Source organism: Serratia sp. TSA_7 (genome assembly GCF_052692135.1).
Genome location: NZ_JBQZFU010000012.1, coordinates 1 through 19276, shown reverse-complemented (window position 1 = coordinate 19276; position 19276 = coordinate 1). Strand labels below are relative to the sequence as shown.

Annotated in this window: 23 protein-coding genes, 1 tRNA gene and 1 pseudogene; 12 read left to right on the top strand and 13 right to left on the bottom strand. The window is 51.4% G+C overall.

Annotated elements, in window-relative coordinates:
• Nucleotides 1–151: 151 nt before the first annotated feature.
• Nucleotides 152–757, top strand: a complete 606-nt coding sequence (locus tag ACUTQW_RS23500; protein ID WP_020439359.1) for a hypothetical protein — start codon at nt 152–154, stop codon at nt 755–757.
• Nucleotides 758–933: 176 nt separating this feature from the next.
• Here the strand turns inward: ACUTQW_RS23500 and ACUTQW_RS23495 are convergent, their stop codons facing one another.
• Complete coding sequence (locus ACUTQW_RS23495; protein WP_037431224.1) at nt 934–2052, bottom strand: NADH:flavin oxidoreductase; 1119 nt, start codon at nt 2050–2052, stop codon at nt 934–936.
• Between the two features lie 103 nt (nt 2053–2155).
• Between ACUTQW_RS23495 and ACUTQW_RS23490 the strand changes: the two genes are divergently transcribed.
• Complete coding sequence (locus ACUTQW_RS23490; RefSeq protein WP_006326411.1) at nt 2156–2530, top strand: winged helix-turn-helix transcriptional regulator; 375 nt, start codon at nt 2156–2158, stop codon at nt 2528–2530.
• 108 nt (nt 2531–2638) lie between these two features.
• On the opposite strand, the gene ACUTQW_RS23485 is transcribed toward ACUTQW_RS23490, so the two are convergent.
• Nucleotides 2639–3253 (bottom strand): TetR/AcrR family transcriptional regulator, encoded by a 615-nt coding sequence (locus ACUTQW_RS23485; RefSeq protein ID WP_037431223.1) that lies wholly within the window; start codon nt 3251–3253, stop codon nt 2639–2641.
• Between the two features lie 78 nt (nt 3254–3331).
• Between ACUTQW_RS23485 and ACUTQW_RS23480 the strand changes: the two genes are divergently transcribed.
• A complete protein-coding gene (locus tag ACUTQW_RS23480; RefSeq protein WP_037431221.1) occupies nt 3332–4216 on the top strand; it encodes an NAD(P)H-binding protein in 885 nt (294 codons plus the stop codon).
• A 442-nt stretch (nt 4217–4658) separates the two neighbouring features.
• On the opposite strand, the gene ACUTQW_RS23475 is transcribed toward ACUTQW_RS23480, so the two are convergent.
• From ACUTQW_RS23475 to ACUTQW_RS23465, 3 genes are all read right to left on the bottom strand, one after another.
• A complete protein-coding gene (locus tag ACUTQW_RS23475) occupies nt 4659–5312 on the bottom strand; it encodes a hypothetical protein (protein ID WP_006326398.1) in 654 nt (217 codons plus the stop codon).
• Between the two features lie 354 nt (nt 5313–5666).
• Nucleotides 5667–6089 (bottom strand): hypothetical protein, encoded by a 423-nt coding sequence (locus ACUTQW_RS23470; protein ID WP_145917156.1) that lies wholly within the window; start codon nt 6087–6089, stop codon nt 5667–5669.
• A gap of 11 nt (nt 6090–6100) precedes the next feature.
• Nucleotides 6101–6958 carry a hypothetical protein gene (locus ACUTQW_RS23465; protein WP_006326396.1) on the bottom strand — a complete coding sequence of 286 codons (858 nt, stop codon included), beginning with the start codon at nt 6956–6958 and terminating at the stop codon, nt 6101–6103.
• Nucleotides 6959–7966: 1008 nt separating this feature from the next.
• Between ACUTQW_RS23465 and ACUTQW_RS23460 the strand changes: the two genes are divergently transcribed.
• The 3 genes from ACUTQW_RS23460 (at nt 7967) to ACUTQW_RS23450 (ending at nt 9600) form a co-directional block, all read left to right on the top strand.
• Nucleotides 7967–8170, top strand: a complete 204-nt coding sequence (locus tag ACUTQW_RS23460; RefSeq protein ID WP_006326394.1) for a hypothetical protein — start codon at nt 7967–7969, stop codon at nt 8168–8170.
• Between the two features lie 568 nt (nt 8171–8738).
• Nucleotides 8739–8942 (top strand): DUF6434 domain-containing protein, encoded by a 204-nt coding sequence (locus ACUTQW_RS23455; protein ID WP_071531458.1) that lies wholly within the window; start codon nt 8739–8741, stop codon nt 8940–8942.
• 172 nt (nt 8943–9114) lie between these two features.
• A complete protein-coding gene (locus ACUTQW_RS23450) occupies nt 9115–9600 on the top strand; it encodes a GNAT family N-acetyltransferase (protein ID WP_052028169.1) in 486 nt (161 codons plus the stop codon).
• A 323-nt stretch (nt 9601–9923) separates the two neighbouring features.
• Here ACUTQW_RS23450 and ACUTQW_RS23445 read toward each other — a convergent pair whose 3' ends face one another.
• The 3 genes from ACUTQW_RS23445 to ACUTQW_RS23435 all read right to left on the bottom strand — a co-directional run bounded on the left by ACUTQW_RS23445 (nt 9924) and on the right by ACUTQW_RS23435 (nt 12378).
• Entirely contained in the window at nt 9924–10553 is a 630-nt protein-coding gene (locus ACUTQW_RS23445; protein ID WP_269812611.1) for an NADPH-dependent F420 reductase, read from the bottom strand.
• Nucleotides 10554–10735: 182 nt separating this feature from the next.
• Nucleotides 10736–11701 (bottom strand): SDR family oxidoreductase, encoded by a 966-nt coding sequence (locus tag ACUTQW_RS23440; RefSeq protein ID WP_006326391.1) that lies wholly within the window; start codon nt 11699–11701, stop codon nt 10736–10738.
• 41 nt (nt 11702–11742) lie between these two features.
• Complete coding sequence (locus tag ACUTQW_RS23435) at nt 11743–12378, bottom strand: NADPH-dependent F420 reductase (protein WP_006326389.1); 636 nt, start codon at nt 12376–12378, stop codon at nt 11743–11745.
• A 186-nt stretch (nt 12379–12564) separates the two neighbouring features.
• Here ACUTQW_RS23435 and ACUTQW_RS23430 point away from each other — a divergent pair, with 186 nt between their 5' ends.
• Nucleotides 12565–13014: a winged helix-turn-helix transcriptional regulator gene (locus tag ACUTQW_RS23430; protein WP_037431214.1), complete on the top strand. Its 450-nt coding sequence runs from the start codon at nt 12565–12567 to the stop codon at nt 13012–13014.
• 90 nt (nt 13015–13104) lie between these two features.
• Here ACUTQW_RS23430 and ACUTQW_RS23425 read toward each other — a convergent pair whose 3' ends face one another.
• Complete coding sequence (locus ACUTQW_RS23425) at nt 13105–13320, bottom strand: hypothetical protein (protein WP_100220759.1); 216 nt, start codon at nt 13318–13320, stop codon at nt 13105–13107.
• A pseudogene (locus tag ACUTQW_RS23420) lies at nt 13307–13515 on the bottom strand (integrase core domain-containing protein); the annotation flags it as partial. The pseudogene ACUTQW_RS23420 and the gene ACUTQW_RS23425, both read right to left, overlap by 14 nt.
• A 255-nt stretch (nt 13516–13770) precedes the next feature.
• On the opposite strand from ACUTQW_RS23420, the gene ACUTQW_RS23415 reads away from it, so the two are divergent.
• Complete coding sequence (locus tag ACUTQW_RS23415; protein ID WP_020453886.1) at nt 13771–14241, top strand: DUF1203 domain-containing protein; 471 nt, start codon at nt 13771–13773, stop codon at nt 14239–14241.
• Between the two features lie 257 nt (nt 14242–14498).
• Here ACUTQW_RS23415 and ACUTQW_RS23410 read toward each other — a convergent pair whose 3' ends face one another.
• Entirely contained in the window at nt 14499–14825 is a 327-nt protein-coding gene (locus ACUTQW_RS23410; RefSeq protein WP_122290186.1) for a winged helix-turn-helix transcriptional regulator, read from the bottom strand.
• 90 nt (nt 14826–14915) lie between these two features.
• On the opposite strand from ACUTQW_RS23410, the gene ACUTQW_RS23405 reads away from it, so the two are divergent.
• Nucleotides 14916–15242, top strand: coding sequence for a nuclear transport factor 2 family protein (locus tag ACUTQW_RS23405; protein ID WP_235195893.1), 327 nt, complete (start codon nt 14916–14918; stop codon nt 15240–15242).
• Nucleotides 15242–16021: an SDR family oxidoreductase gene (locus ACUTQW_RS23400; RefSeq protein ID WP_122290159.1), complete on the top strand. Its 780-nt coding sequence runs from the start codon at nt 15242–15244 to the stop codon at nt 16019–16021. Before ACUTQW_RS23405 ends, ACUTQW_RS23400 begins: the two co-directional genes overlap by 1 nt.
• Nucleotides 16022–16401: 380 nt before the next feature.
• Here ACUTQW_RS23400 and ACUTQW_RS23395 read toward each other — a convergent pair whose 3' ends face one another.
• Nucleotides 16402–17322 carry a LysR family transcriptional regulator gene (locus tag ACUTQW_RS23395; RefSeq protein ID WP_198640538.1) on the bottom strand — a complete coding sequence of 307 codons (921 nt, stop codon included), beginning with the start codon at nt 17320–17322 and terminating at the stop codon, nt 16402–16404.
• A gap of 141 nt (nt 17323–17463) precedes the next feature.
• On the opposite strand from ACUTQW_RS23395, the gene ACUTQW_RS23390 reads away from it, so the two are divergent.
• Both ACUTQW_RS23390 and ACUTQW_RS23385 read left to right on the top strand, forming a co-directional pair.
• A complete protein-coding gene (locus ACUTQW_RS23390) occupies nt 17464–17853 on the top strand; it encodes a RidA family protein (RefSeq protein WP_198640537.1) in 390 nt (129 codons plus the stop codon).
• A 149-nt stretch (nt 17854–18002) separates the two neighbouring features.
• A complete protein-coding gene (locus tag ACUTQW_RS23385) occupies nt 18003–18962 on the top strand; it encodes a quinone oxidoreductase family protein (protein WP_198640536.1) in 960 nt (319 codons plus the stop codon).
• A 236-nt stretch (nt 18963–19198) separates the two neighbouring features.
• Here the strand turns inward: ACUTQW_RS23385 and ACUTQW_RS23380 are convergent.
• Nucleotides 19199–19274: transfer RNA gene (locus ACUTQW_RS23380), tRNA-Asn, on the bottom strand.
• Between the last annotated feature and the right edge of the window lie 2 nt (nt 19275–19276).

Sequence of the window (19276 nt, the reverse complement as noted above, 5' to 3'; positions counted from 1 at the left end):
GCCTGCTTTTCGCTCATTACTGACTGTATGGGCCATTTTTTGCCGAAAGTGTTTATAAAACAGGTGGCGCTCCAGAGGCAAAAATTGATAGAACCTTAGCCTTGCTTCACAATCGCGGCAGGATTAGGGTTCTTGAGGGAGTAATAACGGGATGGCACTCGGATTTGTTACGAAGAACGCGCTGGCTGACTGGCAGAATGTGCCTGTCTATTTGCCGAACTTTCAGTTCCATGAGCGGCACAGCACTACCATAACCACGGCTTACCCCGAAAAAATCTTACCGGCAATTGCGGGTTATGATATCCAGCAGGATATCGTGATTAAAACGTTAATGGCGGTGCGGAAACTGCCGCAAAAATTACGACGCCATCAATCTGAAAGTGCCATTGATCAGTTTGGGCTACAGAGTTTCACGTTGTTAGAAAACTCGCCAACCGAACTTTGCTATGGTTTGAGAGGGCAATTCTGGCGATCCGATTTTGGCCTTGAGGAGGTGCCCGATATCAGTGCCTATTGCGCCGCGCTACGGCCAGGCAACGCAAAGCTGCTGCTGCGATATCAGGTACAGCAACTCGCCGTCGACGAATATGCACTCTGTACAGAAACCTTCATACATTGCCCGGACAGAGCGACACAGTTAAAAATGGCCGGATACTGGCTGGCAATCCGAGTGGGAAGCGGCTGGATTCGGAAAAGGACATTGAAGGCAGTAAAGCTTGAGCTTGAGAAAGCGCGCCAACAGCCTTACGGCGGATAATCCCTGAATAACCTTCCGCCGGAAGAGTGCCGGCTGGTGGCTGAAAACCCGGCAACCTCAAAACAGTGCCCGGAACGAAAAACGGCTGTGCTGACAAACGGATATTGCCATTCTCCAGGCGGCCCCGATGTACAGGGCCGCCTTATGCATAGGCTTGAAACGCTCGCCGTGCAGCCTTAAACCAATGCAGCCAGCGATGCCGGATTAAACCCGTTCAACGCCGTGTAATTGTCATCTTCCACTTTCGTTACCCAATCCGGATCGCTCAGCAGGGCGCGGCCCACAGCGATGAGATCAAACTCTTCACGCTCCATACGCTCGATGAGCCGCTCCAGGCTCGCAGGAGCCGATCCCTTCCCGGCGAAAGCATGGGTAACATCGTTATCCAGGCCAACCGAACCTACGCTAATCGTCGCGGCTCCGGTCACCTTTTTCGCCCAACCCGCGCAATTCAAGCCATTTTCACCGTCAATCTCAGGGAATTCCGGCTCCCAGAAGCGGCGTTGCGAACAGTGCAGGATGTCGACGCCGGCCTCAACCAGCGGCAATAACCATGCTTCCATCGCCGCCGGGGTTTCGGCAATTCGTACCCCGTAGTCCTGTTGCTTCCATTGGCTAACACGCATGATAATCGGAAAATCAGGACCAACGGCATGACGTACAGCAGAGACAATCTCACTGGCAAAGCGCGAACGCTCTTTGATGGTGGGGCCACCGTAGCGATCGGTACGCAGATTAGTGCCGGCCCAGAAGAACTGGTCGATCAAAAACCCATGAGCGCCATGGATTTCGACCGTGTCGAAGCCCAGACGTTTGGCATCTGCCGCCGCCTTTACGAACGCCGAAACGGTATCCGCGATATCTTCTTCATTCATTGCCACGCCGCGCGGGTCTCCGGGCGCATCAAAACCTGACGGGCTTTCCACCGGGGCATCCGGTTCCCAGCCGTTGATATAACGCGCTGCGCCTGTATGCCAGATTTGCGGTGCCATGCGGCCACCCGCATGATGTACGGCGTCAATCACGTTTTTCCAGCCCGCCAGTGCCGCTTCTCCGTGGAAAAAAGGGATGCCGGAATCGTTTCGTGACGCCGGGCGATCAACGACGGTGCCCTCCGAAAGGATCAGACCTACGCCGCCCTCTGCGCGACGCCGGTAGTAGGCCGCATTGGCTTCTCCCGGTATACCGTCCGCGGCAAAAAGTCGCGTCATGGGCGCCATGACGATCCGGTTTTTCACTTGAAGAGAACGCACGGAAAAAGGACTGAAAAGAATACTGGATGTATTTTGAGACATACAAATTAACTCCATTGTGTTGGGAGCTCTATTAGGTATATTTTATATACCTGATGTCAATTAGGCACCTTGAGTAGCCTAGGTATACCAAAGGAAACCCCGCATGCTGACTTTACACCCACAGTGCTTCTCGTCGGATTGCCCAAGCCGGGCATTGTTCGATCAAATCGCAGACAAATGGTCGATGATGGTTCTGGCTGTAGTTGATGAAGAACCACAGCGCTTCAACGCCATCAGACGCCGTCTTGAGGGGGTTTCACAGAAGGCTCTGACGCAATGCTTGCGGCGGCTGGAGCGTAATGGGCTGATCTCGCGACAGGTTATCTCTTTCTCGCCGGTGGCCGTGCAATACGAAATTACGCAACTGGGCCGAACCTTGCAGAAACCCTTTCGTGAACTGCATCAATGGACGCTCGATAAATTGCCTGAAGTCGAAGCCGCCAGACTGCAGTTTGATCAGGTAGCCGGAATGAAGTGAAAAAGGGCGGGTAATCGGAATTTTTTGTTTAAGTGAAACGCCGGCGCTACCCACTCCCGCGCCTGAACGACGGGAAGTAAGAGCCCCGGTATCATTGATGCTGCCTATTCAGGTTGTTCCATCAGAACCTGGATGGGCAATCTCGTTTTTTGGCCATGCCGACATTGCAATATCAATGAGCTGTGAAAGCGTTTGTCGGCTTGCTCCGGCAGAGGGGAGATTCACCACAGACTGCAGTATTCCGAAGTAATGCCAGGCCAACAGGTCCAGATCGGCATTCGGCCCGATTTCACCCCTCTGTTGCCCCTTCGCCAGAAGGTTTGACAATACCTGCCGCTGTTGGCAAATCCCCGCGTTCATCGTCATTTTCCCTGCGGCTGTAAGGTCTGCTTGCTCGGTGAGGCTGCGAGACAGCAGGCAACCCTTGGGGCGATCTGTTACGGCGCTATCCGGAAGAAATTCACGTAGCAATGCATCCACGCCGGCTCTGGAGGACTCCGATTGAATCGAATTCATACGCGTCAGGACGCGGTCCGTATACAGCTTGAGGCACTCATTGAATAACCTGTCCTTATCCCCAAATCGCTGATAAAGGCTGGACCGGGACAGGCCTGTTGCTTCAGTGAGATCGCTGATGGACGCGTTTGCATAACCATGCCCCCAGAAAACACCTATCGCTGCATTCAGCACGGCGCTTTCGTCGTATTGCGGTTTACCGCTCATAAATCCTCCGTTGACAATCTGGAACGATCGTATCAGGATGGTTGGACTGATCGTTCCAGTATATAATAAGGGTTCATCATGCTTAATCAATCGAATACTCAAGTGCCTAAACTTCGCATCGCTGTAGCGGGGGCGACAGGCCGGGTTGGCTCACACTTGGTCAATACGCTTGCGGCAGACCCAGTGGAGGTGATTTCACTCACGCGGCAGAAGGCAGTTGAAAATATTTCCGACAAGGTATCATCTGTTGTTGTGGATTTTGATAAGCCCTCGACGTTAGAAATGGGGCTTGCAGGTATCGATAAGCTTTTTATTGCCCAGGGGACGTCCCCCCAACAGGTTGCTAATGAGATAGCACTCATTGACGCTGCTGTAAAAACGGGCGTGCGCCATATCGTCAAACTTTCGGTGATGGGGCCGGCGACACCCATTAATCCTTTTGCATGGCATGCAAAAATAGAGGCTCATCTGGCCCAACAGCCCGTGGCTTCAACCCTATTGAGACCGACTACGTTCATGGATGTGCTCAAGCGTGCCGGAAGCCAGATCGCTGCTGGAACCTGGGCTGGTGCGGCAGGCCATGGGCGTGTCAATCTGATTGACACCCGGGATGTAGCCGATGCGGCGCGTGTTGCGCTGCTTGAAAAAGTTGCAGATAACTCTCAGCGCGCTTATCACCTGACGGGGCCGCGCAATTGGACAATGCATGAGGTTGCAGAAAAATTGTCCCCTCTTTTAGGCCATACGGTCACCTATATTGACCGCTCACCGGATGAACAGCGCGCTGCATTACTTGCGGGCGGTCTTTCATCATTTGTCGTTGAACTGCTTGTTGGACTTGATCGAGTTTTCAACCATTCGGTTCTGATCGAGCGAACTTTGACGGTCGAAGCATTAACGGGATCGCCTCCGCGCTCATTGTCAGATTGGCTTCAGGAAAATATTGAGTTTTTCAAAGGCTAGATACAGGTCATCCTCAAGTTGAAAGGTTTTGGTCAGGTCATTTCTCGCACGCAAAAGAGCCAAATGACAAGTGCATTTGTGAACATGAAATAAGGGATTCATCACTGTTCACCTTGAAAAGGCGAATTATTGCTCAGGCAGCCTGCCACTCTCGAACAAGCGTTTGCACCAATTCAGCCGCCGGCATCTCACGGACAAGCGCTGTACCTTGTCCCGCCCATTGCGCGCCAAAACTCATTTGTGAAGCGATATGTCCTTTAACTCTGCTCCCGCTTTATCAGACCTGGCGTGAATGAACTGCATGACGTTCGCTTTCCGCTCATTAGAGGCAACCATAATCAAATCTCCCACACCGTAGGAGGTTTGATTATGACTATGTCGCCTTGGAAAAAATCCCATCATCGGCCAAAAAATTTCCTCAGATATCATCTATGGGGGAGAGTTATGTTTTTGGGCAGCCAGTGACCTGCGGGTAATTGCGACATACCAGATTGAGTTTGTTTTTCGGCTCGAAACCTTTATCCAGCATGCATCGCTGAACATCAGCGGCTTTGCGCAGCGTAGGCACGTAAGGCGTCGAGCCCAAAGGTTGCGGATAACCGCATTGATACATCACTGCCAGTGCTTGTTTGTCGTTTTCAACTTCATGAGAAAAATGCAGTGAAGCTCCCATTTTACGCCAGGTAATCAAGGAAAACTCGCTCACGCCGGAATACGGCTTAATCGGATGAAACCCTCGGTCTGCGACAAAAGGCAGCGCTTCTAGCTGACTCTGACTCAAGGGATGCCCTTGTTCTTGCTGGAGGCAGGCTGGTGTATCTTGGTAAACGCGAACGCTGCAAATTTTGAATCCGTCTTTACGGGTAAACCCCATGTTTTCCATGCATTGGTAATACAGAACGGACTCATTATCCGTTTTGGGGATATCGGAGCCGGGGAGTTGTACGCCGCATTTACCCATCGCGAGGCGTACGCCATCGATATCCGTATCAGGACGCTGCCACTGAGTTAGATCCGGTGCTGGGGGGCATCCAGTCAGCAGGAATACCGACGTCATCAGCAGAGGTAAAGTTATCAGAGTCGATTTTCGGAACATTAAAATCCCTTATTTATTATTGTTTCAGGTAGCATCCCGCGCCTCCCATACTGCCCGTATTGCTCTTGTGCGACAACGTTGCCCATCACTGAAATAAAAATTTCACCCAGCCTGGATTGACTAAGTCTCCAGGTGCGATTCTGAAATGCCCGACTCGCTGATGCCAGGAATGTATTTTTCAGTTCTAACTTCCGCTTCTAGCTACCAAGGTCAGGCAAGTGACAGGAGCGGACATGTCGCACCTCATATTAAGATAGCCAAAATCTGTACGCTACTATAGTTAGCATAATGAAGAGGCCGATGAGGAGTACTTTCCTCAGCGGCCTTTAAAGTTTCAACATATAGGATCTTGTTTCATAGTCCAGCTACTGTCTCTCCGGCCGACAAAACTAAGCCAATTGTTGCTGGCGATGGCGCAGCAGCTGCTGCTAGTATTGCCAGACCTAAATCTAGAACTGCAGATACTTTAGTCAATAGAGTCGCAACATCCTTTATGCTATTTATTTTAATTTCAGCATCCTCTGCTATATTTCCAATTTTTTTGAGTTCTTCAGTATAAGAAGAAAGGGCAGCAGAAATTGAGGCTGATATTAACTTGATGTTAAGTGCTGTAAGGCTGTTTAATTGCCCCTGTAGGCGTGTAAACTTCTGTTCCCATAATAGTGATTCATTTTCATCGTATGGTCTTACCCCAAGATTTAGTTGAGCGAAAAGAACGTTTTGTGCACTGTTGGTACATAGCAAAGCCACTTTATAAATATCATCTGAAACTGACATGTTATCCTCGCTTAATTAAAAGCTTTATTAAGAGTGTCAATTTTAGTGTCTAAATCAACACCTATTTTGTAGAGCTTTTTGGCAAGCTCACGAGTATCGAGCTTTGTTCCTGCGGACTGAAGCTCAGTCAGAGCCTCACTTGCATCTTGGAGTGAGGCTTGATAAGTTAAAATTGCTTTTTTACGGGCTTCAATGACTTCAATCCGTGTACAATAATCTTGTACTAGTAAAAAACCAGTGGCACTTAAATTTGCAGGTTTTGCACCATTACATGTTTCAAATGAGTTAAGTATGATTTCATCTCTTTGATAAGCCAATTTTCCGCTATAAAAACCAATAACCTGTATTTTTTCATTATCCAATCGGTTAGTAAGTCGTGTAACTAACACTTCACTTAACCCGCTTATGACACTTTTCGCATATGGTGCCCCATCATGTATAAGTTGATAAAGGGTATGCTCTCGTACTCCATTTAGAGTCAGTTGTGTAATTAAACCAACCAATCCAGAAACTGCTATGACTCTTTCTTTTTTAATTCCTGGTATTTGTGAAACGGATTTTGTTGCTTTATCAAGCCCTGGCTGTATAGTAAAGTTTGACTCGGTGGCAACATCCATTAGTGCTCTAAAATATTCACCCAATATCTTGTTTGCCGCATCAATCCCTTCAGCGGTAGAGGTTGCATCGTCACAATTCAAAACATTTACATTGAGCCTAGCTTCACGTTGGCAAGATGATGGTAATTCAGCACCGACAGCGCTCCAGGTATTGTTTGCCTTGGTGAGTCGTGCTGATGTGTCACGTACAACTGAAAGATCAGAGCACGCTGTTAAAAATAATGTGCACATACAAAATAAAATACTTTTCATTTTTACCCCCCCCCCCTCCCCTTGATTTTTATAAAATAAATAATCAAAATTACTAATTGAAAGCCACGTCCTGTAGGAGTGATCATCAACAGGTTTTGATTCTGCCTTATTGTCTTTGGCTTCAAATCACACCGAACTGGTCGAAACTTATTTTTGTGAATTTTGGCACACCATTTCAGGATGCAATCAATATCGCATTCTATGAAGTAGGATTTTTACTGGTTTAAACTTATATTTATCAAATAATTATCGCAACACACCATTTAGTTGTTGAGCGCATCCACTTAATATATATGTTTATACATTAAGGTGTTATTGTGCAATTTTTATAAAATAATAACCCATATTCGTGCTTCATTAATTATCGAAGAATGTGCTTGTGAGGTTCATACATAAATTTAAATCTAGCTTTTTTTTTCAACCATTCCACTTTTTTTTATTTTTTCGGTTAAATTACTTTTTAAATTTTTACTAATTGTATGATTTCAGAATAAATAACTAAAAAAACATTTTTAACAAAATATTAATTTAACTGTTAAAAAAGAAAAACATAATCTGCAAATAATTAGCATTGAAATTCATACTCACCGATCTGAGCCTACAGTTAGGAAGAAGGAATTCTTGGTGAAAGGTTTTTTTGATAGCTAATTGGTTAGAGTCAATGAATTATTGGGGTTTGATGGCCAACCGTACGAAGGTGTACGATATGAGGGAAATTGACGTTTTAAATGTCGATTAGTAGATAATGGTGCCTGTCAAACACCATTTTCGATTAAAAAACACCATTTTAGGGTACTCGCCTATGCCTATTATTTTTTATAGGTCATTCAGTTACGTCATTAACGTACGTTTTAGCTTTATTGAACTTAAGGCGCCTTAATGAGGAAACTGATCCACTGGTGTTTCGGCGTTATTAAATCTCGGAAATTATTTAACATGGATTATATCAATCATGTAAGAGAGCAGTCTGAAGCATGAGGCCGGTCGTCAGCACTACGGAATCAACTGATGATTTGGCGCTCTATCGTTGCCCAACGAGAGGAATTTTTTGCGCTTGCTTTCTCTCTTAAAGATGCGTTCTGGACATCCACCATCGCGAAAATGACGTTAACGCAAGTCGAATCCATGTTGGCGGAGATGCAAGATTCACCAGAAATCTGGTTGGAGGGTTCCGGAATCGATCCGCGGGCTGACAGAATACATATCGCGTAAACATCAGCCAGTTTCAATGCCGCATGCCATGGCCCGGTCGGTTGTCGAGGTCACCGGGGACCTTGGCTATCAAACTCTGGTCAAAACCGTGTTTACTTCGGTCCCTGTGCATTTACTGGCAGGTGAATATTCAGCGAGTGGCTGGGATGTTCCCGACTGGGCAACTCAGCACGCGAAAAGTGTTACTGTCATGCCTTCAACGGGTCATCTCATGATGTTGCAAGATCCCACAACCTTCGGTCAAAGAGTGGCAGAAATACTGAGTTGATAGCAATTAATTTCAAAACAAGCTTATTCTTTCACTTAAATATGTCCTTAAGCCCATTATCTACTAAAAAAACGGACAGGATGAGTGCTGTAATATTTAGATGATATCTTCACTCACCGTCCATGACGGTAGGGAGCGTTTATATGAGGCTAATATTGCTTAAGAAAATAGAATGGCGCTCCTCGTCGCATATGCAGTGACTTCGGCTTATCGCTCTTAACAGGCGATGAATTCAACATTTAGACAATTTCGGGTACGAAACGAACGCTAAAAAATGAATCATTACAGTGGGATTGTAAATTGAAAATAGATTGGCATAACTCATTGCTTACACGCGCTACGAATGTTGATAAAAACTACAAAAACACTCAAAATCTCCGTCGTTTCATGATTAAAGAGTGTGGGGATGACTTTCGATTTAATCGAGAATTTATGGCCTGGATACGTAATGATATTCCAAAAACTTTAGGTGATGTAGTCGATGAGTGGAAACGCAGACAGTAATTGCAGGTCTGCATTTCGCTCAAAGCTGCTGCCAGCAGCTAAATGCTAATAGCAAACATTAGCGCTCTAGGCGGTTTTAAAGATGCGCTGTAGAGATCTTTGGTGATAGCTCCACCACTTTGACTTGTCGTTAAGCCATGATAAATCATTACATTTTTCTTAGGGGGCATACATGGATATCACCATCTGCAAACCATACGAATATGATGATTTGGCTGATATTTTTATCGAAATGGAAACCTACTATAACCAAAAACTTTGCCTGTCCAGGAGTGACATGTCCGCTTATCTGAAGGATAAGGTCTTTGCAGCCAACTCGAGTACTGAAGTTCACAAAGTGGTTTGTGATGGCGTCATAGCTGCGTTTTCATGTGTTTCAGTGATGTACCCCTCACCACGTTTCAGTGGGCAAATGTTTATCAAAGAGCTTTTTGTTTCTGCACCTTTCAGAAGGGCAGGAGTTGGCAGAAAGCTGATGGGTTTTATAGCAAGCCGTGCTCAAGAGCGGGGGTGCTTTCAACTCGATTGGTTATCGGTGGCAGCAGATTCATTGGCACAGAAGTTTTATGAGTCTCTCGGTGCCCAGGTTATCAAGAGCGTTAACTACCATCGAGTTTTTGGTCAAACAATAGATGAGCTTGCCCGTGGTGCCGACTGAAGTATTCAAGCAAAGCTACTCCCCGTTGATAAACACACCATAATGATAGGTCCGCTTCTCGCTCATAACCGCCGGTCAAAAACGCCAAAAACCGAAAAGCCCACTTAAGTTTCCCTAAGCGGGCTTATCTAATAGGGCTCCTCTGACCGGGAACGCCATTGCCACTAATTGTCTGATAACTAATAAAAACATCCCGCCTGTCAAGATCACCCAAATGGCCGCCATTGGTCCTGCAGCGACGTTAGGCTCCGCCTGGACTGGCGCTTGCGGCTTTCTCGGCGGCCCGCGCCGGTGCCGGTGCCGGTGAAGCTGTGGTGTCTGATTCAGCCGATATCGACTTTCATGGCGATGTCCCAGCTACCGGCGCCATTCTTGGCCAGGCCGATCATCATCAGGCCGAGCGACTCCAGCGTCTGGGCCATTTGCAGGCCGCCGACATCGAACGGACGCAACCCGAGGCTTTCGAGAAAGGTCGAGACGCGTGCCTTCGCCTGCGCATCGTCGGCTGCGATGAATGCGTCTAGGCGTCCGCCCTTGGCCAGTACGTGGCCGAAGAGGGTATTGAACGCCTTCACGACATGCGCGTCGGCGGGGAGGAGCTTGGCGATCTCCTGTGCCGCGGAACTGCCGTGGGGAGTGACGAGGCCCGAGAGGTCGGGGGCAACCGGGTTCGTGATGTCGATGATCACCTTGTTGTCGAGCGCTTCGCCAAAGTCGGCTACCACCGCCGCAACGCTGCTGTAAGGCACAGCGAGAATGACGATGTCGCCCGCCGGCGTGGCGCCGTACGTCCCTAGGGTCACGCCGGCTGCCAGCTGGTCGGCCAGCGCCTGAGCCTTGGCAGTGTCGCGGCCGATCACCTCAAGGGTGGTATGTCCAGCCTTGGCGGTACGCTTGGCGATAGCCGTGGCCATGCCGCCTGATCCTATGATGCTGATAGTGCTCATATGCAGATTCCTCGTGAGTTGGGGTATTGCCCGTAATCGCTAAACGGGCATTCCCGGTTGATATGTCGTGTGCGTCGAGCCTCTCGCGTCATCCCTGATGCCATCGTCGGGTCGACAAAGTCTTTGCCCGGCCGGGGCAGGGTATTGCCGTCTGCCAGGCTCGTTGCGACCCGAATCCCTGTTCCAGCTCAATTGGCAGGGAAGTAATGACCGTTATCCAAATCGGCGAGCAGCCCGGGTTGGGCGGTTTCCCAGCCGAGCGTCTGGCGGGTGATGAGGTTGGACGCCGGGAGGTTCAGCGTGACCAGATTCGCGAGGAACCCAAAGTATCCCGGTAGCATTAGTTCGTCGGTGGGAATGCTCACCGCAGGCAGGCCCAGACGGCTGCCAATGGCCTCGGCGATCTCGCGGAATGGGATGCCCTCGCTCTCGAGCCCATGCCAGGTTTTGCCGGCCGGCCCCTTCTCCAGCGCCAGGCGGAACAGCGCGGCGAGGTCGCGGGCATGCACCGCCGGCCACAGGTTTGCGCCGTCTCCAGGGTAGCCGATGACACCCTTCTCCTTGGCGAGGCCAATCAGCAGCGGGAGGAACCCGGTATTGTCGGTCATGCTGTGCGCGATAGTCGGGATCCGCACGATCGAGGATCGCACGCCGCGCTCCGCAAGGCCGATTACCGCGAGTTCCACGACGTTACGAACCCGCAGGGAGCCCTTGTACGTATCGCCACCGGGAAGGGCCGGGTCTTCTTCGGTCGCCGGTCGGTCGAGGAAGCTGGCCCCGGGCGCCGTCCAGCCCAGGTTCGTGGGCGAGCCAATGCTCCCCGAAACGACCAGCGGTTTTCCGGTTCCGGCCAATGCCTCGCCGTACGCGAGCATGATCTGGAGTTCCGCTGCGGCCACGGCGTCAATACCGCCGACGGGAAGCAGGTCTTGCCTGTGCGCGACGTGGATGACGCCATCGGACGCAGCCGCAGCCGCCTTGAGCCCATCCAGATCGGAAATATCCCCGCGACGCACTTTGGCGCCGAGTGCGGACACCACAGCGGCGGACTTATCCGACCTGGCCAGGCCGGTGACCTCGTGGCCGGCGGCGATAAGCTCGGGGATGATGTACGAGCCGATATGGCCGGTCCCGCCAGTGACTAAAACGTGCATGATATTTTCCTTTTAGGTGCGATATGAGTGGTGTCGTGCGCTCAACCGAGAAGGCTGACGCCGATCGAGAAGTTGGTGTGCCTGACGGAGTGGGTCATGAGGCCCAGACACAGCATGCAGGCGTGCTCCAGCGTCCGCGCCATGAACAGTGGCCCGGTATCCAGCGGGCGCAGCCCGAGGCTTTCGATGAACGCCGAGACGTGTGCCTTCGCCTGCGCGTTATCCCCGGCGATGAACACGTCCAGCAGCTGACCTTTGACTGAACCCACGGCCAGCACGTGGGAAAACTGGGTGTTGAATGCCTTGACGATATCCGCATCGGCAGGGGCGGCCTTGGCGATCTCCAGCGCGCCGAAACTGTCTTCAGGTGTCAGGAAGCCCGAGAAGTCGGGTTTGATGGGGTTGGTGATGTCGATAAGAAGCTTGCCCGCCAGCTTTTCGCCGTACTGCTTCAGCACGTCGAGAACGGCGGAGTAGGGAACCGCCAGGATGACGATGTCCCCGGCCGGGGTGGCGCCGAAGGTTCCTGTCGTTGCACCGGTTCCGATCTTTTCGGCCAGTGCCCGCGCCTTGGCCGCATCGCGACTCATTACCTCGACGAGGTGTCCGACCCTGGCGGCAAGACCGCCGATCGCCGCCGCCATGCCGCCGGAGCCGATGATGCTGATAGTGCTCATGTGCAATTTCCTTACGGATAGGGGGTTAATCATTCATGGATTGCAGGGGCGATCCCGCAACCGGACTCAACGTACAGGTCATGCTAGTCTTGTCACTTGCAATAAACAAGTAAAATAACTTGTAAAAAACAAGTGAGAAAAAGAGAGGGGTTTGCTTGCGATAGACAAGCGATGTAAGATCTCGCCATGAAAACGACGAATAAAGAAATTCGGTCCCATTGCGCGGTAAATTACGGCGTGGAGATCTTCGGCGACCGGTGGTCGCTCTTGATCATTCGCGACATCGTTTTTACCGGCAAGAAGACCTATGGCGAGTTTATGAAATCGGAAGAGGGCATTGCGACCAATGTCCTGGCTTCCCGGCTTGCCTTTCTTGAGCAGCAGGGGATTCTTGCAAGGGCACCCAGCCCCGACGACGGGCGCAAGGATTTATACACTCTGACCGAGAAAGGCCTCGACCTCATTCCTGTCATGCTTAACATCGTCCTTTGGAGCGCGAAGCACGATTCGAAGTCGTACGTGCTGCACCGCAAGGAGTGGGTTGATCGACTAAGCCGAAACCCCGTGGAAGTGAGCGAAGAGGTGAAGGCGCTGGTTCGCAATGGCGGGTGCATGTTTCCCGCCGGTAAGCAATGAGCAAGACGGCAAGCGTGCCCTGTCACGCGCAGAACGAACAACGTGAAAGTGACGATGGGGCGCCTGTCATCAGGCTTTCGAGCCGAAACGCTAAGCTGAAAAACATGTCACTTTTCCCCCAAACGGAAAAGCAAAAAGCCCGCTCAGGCAAACCTGAGCGGGCTTTTCTAATTTGGCTCCTCTGACTGGGATCGCTTTTGCCAGTAATTGGCTGATAAACAAACCGAACCTGAACTCTCTTCCGGTCAAGACCACCAGAAGGACCGCCAATGGTTGTGTAAGTATCCCAGCTTTAATTCCATGCACTTTTTGAGATTTCCGGGCTTTCAGCTATCAGTCGGTACTTTCCGGCGTCAGGTTATTCAGGGATTCATGAGGCCGTTCGCTGTTATATTCTGCCAGCCAGCGCTCTGTGATTTCCCGAGCTTCATTCAGTGTTCTGAACAGATAAAAATCCAGTATTTCTGTCCGGCACTCTCTTTTACCTGGTCTTCGATACTCAGTTTTTTGAACTGCTGGCTTTGGGGCTCATCAAAATGGGCAGTCGAACATGCACTATATTCGCGTACGCCCTGCACAGCTTACAGTATCTTTCATTAGGGTAAGTAGGAGGGGAGCGCCTCTTAAAAGCATCACTTTCAATTGTATAGAGTCCGCTTTTATACAGCTGCATCACCGCTGTTTACATGTCCTAAAACAGCGAGCACCTCCCGAGAATGAAAGCTACTGTATTTATGACAACAGCGGGAGAAAGTTATGGGATACAAAATTTCAGGCCTGCAAGCCGGGCAGTTTACCCATCTTTTCGGGCAGAGCGAGTCCTATCTAAAAAGACAGGGTGCAGTAAGAAATACAGTGGATAGCTATCCTGGCTACCCTGACAGAATTTCGTTGCGTGATATCCCTGCTGGAGAAAACGCGCTTCTGATTAACCATATATACCAACCGGCCGATACCCCTTATTTCGGCTCTCATGCAATATACATCTGGGAGGGATGTACTGAGCAGGGTATCTACATCAATGAGTTACCTGAAGTTATGACAAGTCGGATCCTTTCATTGCGGGCTTACGACGAAAACCATTTTCTAAGACAAGCGGATCTCTGTGAAGGAAAGTCTGCAGAAAATCTGATAGGCCGTTTTTTCAATGACCCGGCGATCAGTTATATCCAGATACATAATGCAAAACAGGGGTGCTATGCCTGTCTTGCCGAGCGTTTTAGGTGAACCCTCTGGCATTAAATTTATTATTCCACCTTTTGCCTGTTCACTGGGCTATTTACCCTATGGCCCCCTCAGTCGGCTCCTCACTCAGAGCCGGCCGGTACAGGTCCGGCCAACGGCTTGGTGCCGGGAGCGGACGTCGATAAGGTCTATGGTGCAGCAGTAAACCGGAACCGGCCACTCTTGCTACTTCGGCAATTTCTGTGTCCCGAGAATCAACGCAATCAGGTAACGTCTCAATCGACTAAGCTTTGGGCCGGTTAAACCTCGCGTTTTTCCGCCCATTTCAGCATTGCATCGAGAGCAGGGCACAGCGCTTGCCCCCATTCAGTGAGTCGATATTCCACTTTCGGCGGCACCTGGGGGTACACCGTCCGCGACACGATCCCGTCGGCTTCCAGCTGTCGCAGTTGCTGCGCCAGCATCTTCTGCGAAATGCCGGGGATCAGTTTTTCAAAATCGGAATAGCGCTGTACTTTCCCGTCGAAAAGATGAAAAAGAATGATTAATTTCCAGCGGCCTTCCAGCAGCCGCAGGACCTGCTCCACGCCGCTTGCGGCCGATTCCGGGCTATATAACTTACTCATAATGCAGTAACTCACTTTTTCGTGCGTACTTGTCAATTTCAAAGTCTATGTTGAAGATATCCGTACTGTAAATAACGGGAGTACAGAGCCATGTCATTATCACTACCGTACGCTATCTCTACCTACTTCTCGATCAGCAATGGTGCCGATATCGCCAACGTTAAGCAGTGTTTTACCGCCAATGCCGTCGTGATCGACGAAGGTAAAACCCATCAGGGGCATGCGGCGATCGAAGCATGGCAACGTGCCGCGCAGGCCACGTTTGACTACAGCGTTGAGCCGATTCAGGTTCTTGCCGAAGGCGAGCGGGTGACGGTCGCCTCGAATGTCGTCGGTAACTTTCCCGGCAGCCCGGTAGAGCTTAAGCATGCTTTCGGCCTGGTCGGCGACAAGATCAACACCCTGGAGATTCTCTGATGCCATTGGATCTTGATTTCCAGGGTAAACGCGTGCTGGTTACCGCAGGCACCAAAGGCGTCGGTAAGGCGGTCGTCGGGCTGTTAAAACAGCAGGGCGCCAGGGTGTTAACCACTGCGCGCCACGCGCCCACGGAATGTATTGCGGACGTCTTCGTGGCGGCGGACCTGACCACGGTCAAAGGCTGTACCTCAGTAGCGGAAGCCGTTCAGGCGCATCTGGGAGGAGTCGACGTCATCGTCCATGTGGCGGGCGGTTCTACCGCACCCGGCGGTGGCTTTGCGGCGTTGGGCGAAGAGGAGTGGCAACAGGAACTCAATCTCAATCTGTTGCCTGCGGTACGCCTGGATCGTGCGCTGTTGCCAGGGATGCTGGCGCAGGGGAGCGGGGTGATCATTCACGTCACCTCTATCCAGCGTGAACTGCCGCTACCGGAATCGACCACCGGCTATGCGGCAGCTAAAGCGGCGCTGTCAGCGTACAGCAAAAGCCTGTCGAAAGAGGTATCGCCGAAGGGGGTTCGGGTGGTGCGCGTTGCGCCCGGCTGGATCGAAACCGAAGCTTCGGTGGCACTGGCGGAACGGCTGGCGCAGCAGGCGGGAACGGATTACGAAGGCGGTAAGCAGATCATCATGAATGCCCTCGGTGGCATTCCACTGGGGCGTCCGTCAAAGCCCATTGAGGTGGCGAATCTCATTGCCTTCCTCGCGTCATCTTATGCAGCCACCATCACCGGCACTGAATATGTGATAGATGGCGGCACCATCCCGACTGTATAGACAAGTATCTTAATCGGCTCATGCTGGTAGCGAATGATAGGCTTGCGCCCTCCAAGATAAAGGAGCCAGAACCAGGAACTCAACTCAAAGCCACGTAAGTGGCTTTTCTATGAAGTCTTAGACGATACTGCTGGGTGATACCCTTCTCCCATTCTGTTCTTCGCCAATGTCCGCTCCTCGCTCATAACCGTCGGTCAAAAACGCCAAAAAGCAAAAAGTCCGCTTAGTTTCCTAAGCGGGCTTCTCTAATATGGCTTCTCTGACTGGGATCGCCTTTGCCAGTAACTGGCGAATAAGTAAGCTGAATCTGAATTCCCTTGCTGTCAAGACCACCAGAATGACCACCAATCGACGCTGATGAGCGAATGGCCGGGACGTCGTTACTTATTGTTGGAATGGGGGACATGCTGCTGCATCAATTCAACGATCCAATCAATAAAAACTCGCAGTTTGGCGTTGACATGGCGGTTCGGCGGAAATGCCAGGTACAGGGGCATTGGATTAATACGCCAATGTTCAAATAGCGGAATCAAGGAGCCACAAGCCTGATGTGCTGTCGCCATATAGACTGGCAGCGCAATCACGCCTAACCCGGCTAACCCAGCTTCGAGGTAAGCATTGCCATCATCCACGGCAAGTACATAGTTGCCCGTGATTTCAATATGTTCACTTTCACTACGCAGCACCAGAGGATCAACCTTGCCGGTACGTGAGGACAAAAAACCCACGATGCGATGGTCGGTGTTTTCCAGCTCGCGCGGGTGCGCAGGGGCTCCAAGGCGTTCCACATAACTGGGGGCGACGTAGACACCGATTTGCAAATCGCCGACATGGCGTGCGATTAGGGACAGGTCGTTGATTTCGCCACCGCGCAGGACGCAATCCACGTTGTCGCCGATCAGATCCACCACCCGGTCACTCACGCCCATGTCGAACTGGATATCAGGGTAGCGTGCGTGGAAAGCCGGTAGCGCCGGCACCAGGATGAGGCGGGCCAGCGGACTGGGCACATCCACCCGTAGCCGTCCCCTGGGCGTAATCGCCGCACTGGACAGGCTGTTTTCAGCATCTTCCATGTCCGCCAGCAGGCGGATGACGCGTTCGTAGTAGACCGCGCCATCGGGAGTCACACCGAGCTTGCGGGTGGTGCGATGGAGCAACTTGACACGCAGGCGCGCTTCCAATTGCTGAATGAGTTGCGTCACCGTAGTTTTGCTTATATGAAGCGTTTGGGCAGCCTTTGTGAAGCTACCGGCCTCCACCACGCGAGCAAAGGCGCGCATCGCATCGAAACGATCCATTCCTTATCCTCTCTTTTCACCGATTGTTTGGATTTTACAAACAATGATGAACAAAGTCGCTTGTTTATCCACCCGATCTGGCACCTGTAAAGTGTCTTGATGTTCACCGGGTAGATTTCGCCCCATTGCAAAGGTACAAACATGACAGCACGCGAAGCAGTTTTTCCTATCGGTCGGCAGGCGCTCTATGAGCGCAATCGCTATTCACCGGCGATCAAATCCAACGGTTTCTTGTTCGTTTCGGGGCAGGTGGGTAGCCGCGAGGATGGTTCGCCTGAGCACGATCTAAAAGCGCAGGTCAGGCTGGCATTCGATAACCTTAATGCTGTTCTCACGGCTGCGGGCTGCACGTTCGGTGACGTGGTTGACGTTACCCTCTTTGTCGTCGATCCCGAGTCAAACCTCGATGCTATCTGGAGTATCCTGCCAGAATATTGGGGGGAAGCGCCTTACCCTACGTTGACCGGGATCGGCGTGACGTGGCTTTACGGGTTCAAGTTTGAGATTAAGGTGATTGCCAGGCTGCCCTAAGCGTTACGGGTCTTTCCGCCCGTCGAAAATTCAACAGGGCAGCCCGCGCTGCCTGTAGAGGCATCAGAGAGATTTCTGACGTGCTATATGCCGGATCGGGATGGTTTGCCGGACGGGTCTGGATTGACTGATGAGACAAAGGAAAATTTATGAAAGCAGCGGTTTATGACGTGGAAGGCGCTCCCGGCGTCCTGAAATATGTCGATATCCCAGATCCGGTCACAGGGCCTGACGACATCCTGATTTCTGTCGAGGCTATCTCGATTGAGGGTGGAGATCTGATCAACCGCCGTTCAACTCCGCCGCCTCTTCCTTCATGGATCGTCGGCTATGCGGCTGCGGGCACAGTTATTGCGGTCGGATCGAAAGTCCGTAGCCGTGCGGTTGGGGACAGAGTCGCCGCTTTTAACATGCAGGGATCACATGCGGAACGTTGGGCTGTGCCCGCGGAACGAACCTGGCTTATACCCGATGGGGTGGATATGGCAGAAGCGGCTGTGTTGCCGATTTCTTTTGGAACCGCGCATCATTGTCTTTTCACACGAGGCATGCTCCGGCAGGGAGAAACCGTCCTTATTCAGGCAGCAGCGGGTGGTGTGGGGCTCGCAGCCGTTCAGCTTGCCTCACAAGCAGGCGCGACGGTCATCGCCGTGGCAAGCGGAACGCAGCGAAGAGGCCGGTTGCTTGAACTGGGTGCCGATCATGTCGTGGATCGTGCAGAGAATAACGTCGTGGACAGTGTCCGACAGTACACCGATGGCACCGGTGTTGACCTCGTCATCGATCCGGTGGGGACGACGTTGCCTGCTTCGCTTTCTGCACTCGCTCCGGAAGGACGTCTCGTCTTCGTCGGTAATGCCGGCGGTGGTAGCCTGACTGTCGACTTGTGGCCGCCAATGCAGTCTAACCAGACACTCATGGGGGTATTTATGGGGCCCCTTTTTGAAAGGCCTGGAGTTCGGGCAAGTGTGGACGACATGTTGCAGGCTGTGGCGGCAGGGCGCATCAGGGTTGTCATTGACCGCATCTTCCCCCTGGCCAACGCTGCTGCGGCCCACGAATTCGCCGAGACAGCGAAACCGCTTGGCCGCATCGTTATGAAGCCATGAGGCGCGTTTGACCAGTATGAGTGTGCTGGGCTAATTACTGGGTTCTGGTGTAAGGCTAAGTTCAGATGTCAGGGATAGGGCAAAAGGAAATCCTGAATTATTGATGCGTCTAAAAGTAGCGACTTTGCCTGGCGTATTTCAATCTTTTGAGGTCCACCCCTCGCCCATAACCGTCGGTCAAAAACGCCAAAAAGCAAAAAGCCCGCTCAGGTTTCCCTGAGCGGGCTTCTCTAATATGGCTCCTCTGACTGGACTCGAACCAGTGACATACGGATTAACAGTCCGCCGTTCTACCGACTGAACTACAGAGGAAT

What these genes read in the sequence shown, in the direction of transcription:
- ACUTQW_RS23395 (WP_198640538.1), bottom strand. Translation starts at nt 17,322, where the DNA reads ATGGATCGTTTCGATGCGATGCGCGCCTTTGCTCGCGTGGTGGAGGCC.
- ACUTQW_RS23430 (WP_037431214.1), top strand. Translation starts at nt 12,565, where the DNA reads ATGAAAACGACGAATAAAGAAATTCGGTCCCATTGCGCGGTAAATTAC.
- ACUTQW_RS23440 (WP_006326391.1), bottom strand. Translation starts at nt 11,701, where the DNA reads ATGCACGTTTTAGTCACTGGCGGGACCGGCCATATCGGCTCGTACATC.
- ACUTQW_RS23490 (WP_006326411.1), top strand. Translation starts at nt 2,156, where the DNA reads ATGCTGACTTTACACCCACAGTGCTTCTCGTCGGATTGCCCAAGCCGG.
- ACUTQW_RS23405 (WP_235195893.1), top strand. Translation starts at nt 14,916, where the DNA reads ATGTCATTATCACTACCGTACGCTATCTCTACCTACTTCTCGATCAGC.
- ACUTQW_RS23470 (WP_145917156.1), bottom strand. Translation starts at nt 6,089, where the DNA reads ATGTCAGTTTCAGATGATATTTATAAAGTGGCTTTGCTATGTACCAAC.
- ACUTQW_RS23400 (WP_122290159.1), top strand. Translation starts at nt 15,242, where the DNA reads ATGCCATTGGATCTTGATTTCCAGGGTAAACGCGTGCTGGTTACCGCA.
- ACUTQW_RS23475 (WP_006326398.1), bottom strand. Translation starts at nt 5,312, where the DNA reads ATGTTCCGAAAATCGACTCTGATAACTTTACCTCTGCTGATGACGTCG.
- ACUTQW_RS23485 (WP_037431223.1), bottom strand. Translation starts at nt 3,253, where the DNA reads ATGAGCGGTAAACCGCAATACGACGAAAGCGCCGTGCTGAATGCAGCG.
- ACUTQW_RS23460 (WP_006326394.1), top strand. Translation starts at nt 7,967, where the DNA reads ATGATTTGGCGCTCTATCGTTGCCCAACGAGAGGAATTTTTTGCGCTT.
- ACUTQW_RS23480 (WP_037431221.1), top strand. Translation starts at nt 3,332, where the DNA reads ATGCTTAATCAATCGAATACTCAAGTGCCTAAACTTCGCATCGCTGTA.
- ACUTQW_RS23450 (WP_052028169.1), top strand. Translation starts at nt 9,115, where the DNA reads ATGGATATCACCATCTGCAAACCATACGAATATGATGATTTGGCTGAT.
- ACUTQW_RS23435 (WP_006326389.1), bottom strand. Translation starts at nt 12,378, where the DNA reads ATGAGCACTATCAGCATCATCGGCTCCGGCGGCATGGCGGCGGCGATC.
- ACUTQW_RS23500 (WP_020439359.1), top strand. Translation starts at nt 152, where the DNA reads ATGGCACTCGGATTTGTTACGAAGAACGCGCTGGCTGACTGGCAGAAT.
- ACUTQW_RS23410 (WP_122290186.1), bottom strand. Translation starts at nt 14,825, where the DNA reads ATGAGTAAGTTATATAGCCCGGAATCGGCCGCAAGCGGCGTGGAGCAG.
- ACUTQW_RS23390 (WP_198640537.1), top strand. Translation starts at nt 17,464, where the DNA reads ATGACAGCACGCGAAGCAGTTTTTCCTATCGGTCGGCAGGCGCTCTAT.
- ACUTQW_RS23495 (WP_037431224.1), bottom strand. Translation starts at nt 2,052, where the DNA reads ATGTCTCAAAATACATCCAGTATTCTTTTCAGTCCTTTTTCCGTGCGT.
- ACUTQW_RS23415 (WP_020453886.1), top strand. Translation starts at nt 13,771, where the DNA reads ATGGGATACAAAATTTCAGGCCTGCAAGCCGGGCAGTTTACCCATCTT.
- ACUTQW_RS23465 (WP_006326396.1), bottom strand. Translation starts at nt 6,958, where the DNA reads ATGAAAAGTATTTTATTTTGTATGTGCACATTATTTTTAACAGCGTGC.
- ACUTQW_RS23385 (WP_198640536.1), top strand. Translation starts at nt 18,003, where the DNA reads ATGAAAGCAGCGGTTTATGACGTGGAAGGCGCTCCCGGCGTCCTGAAA.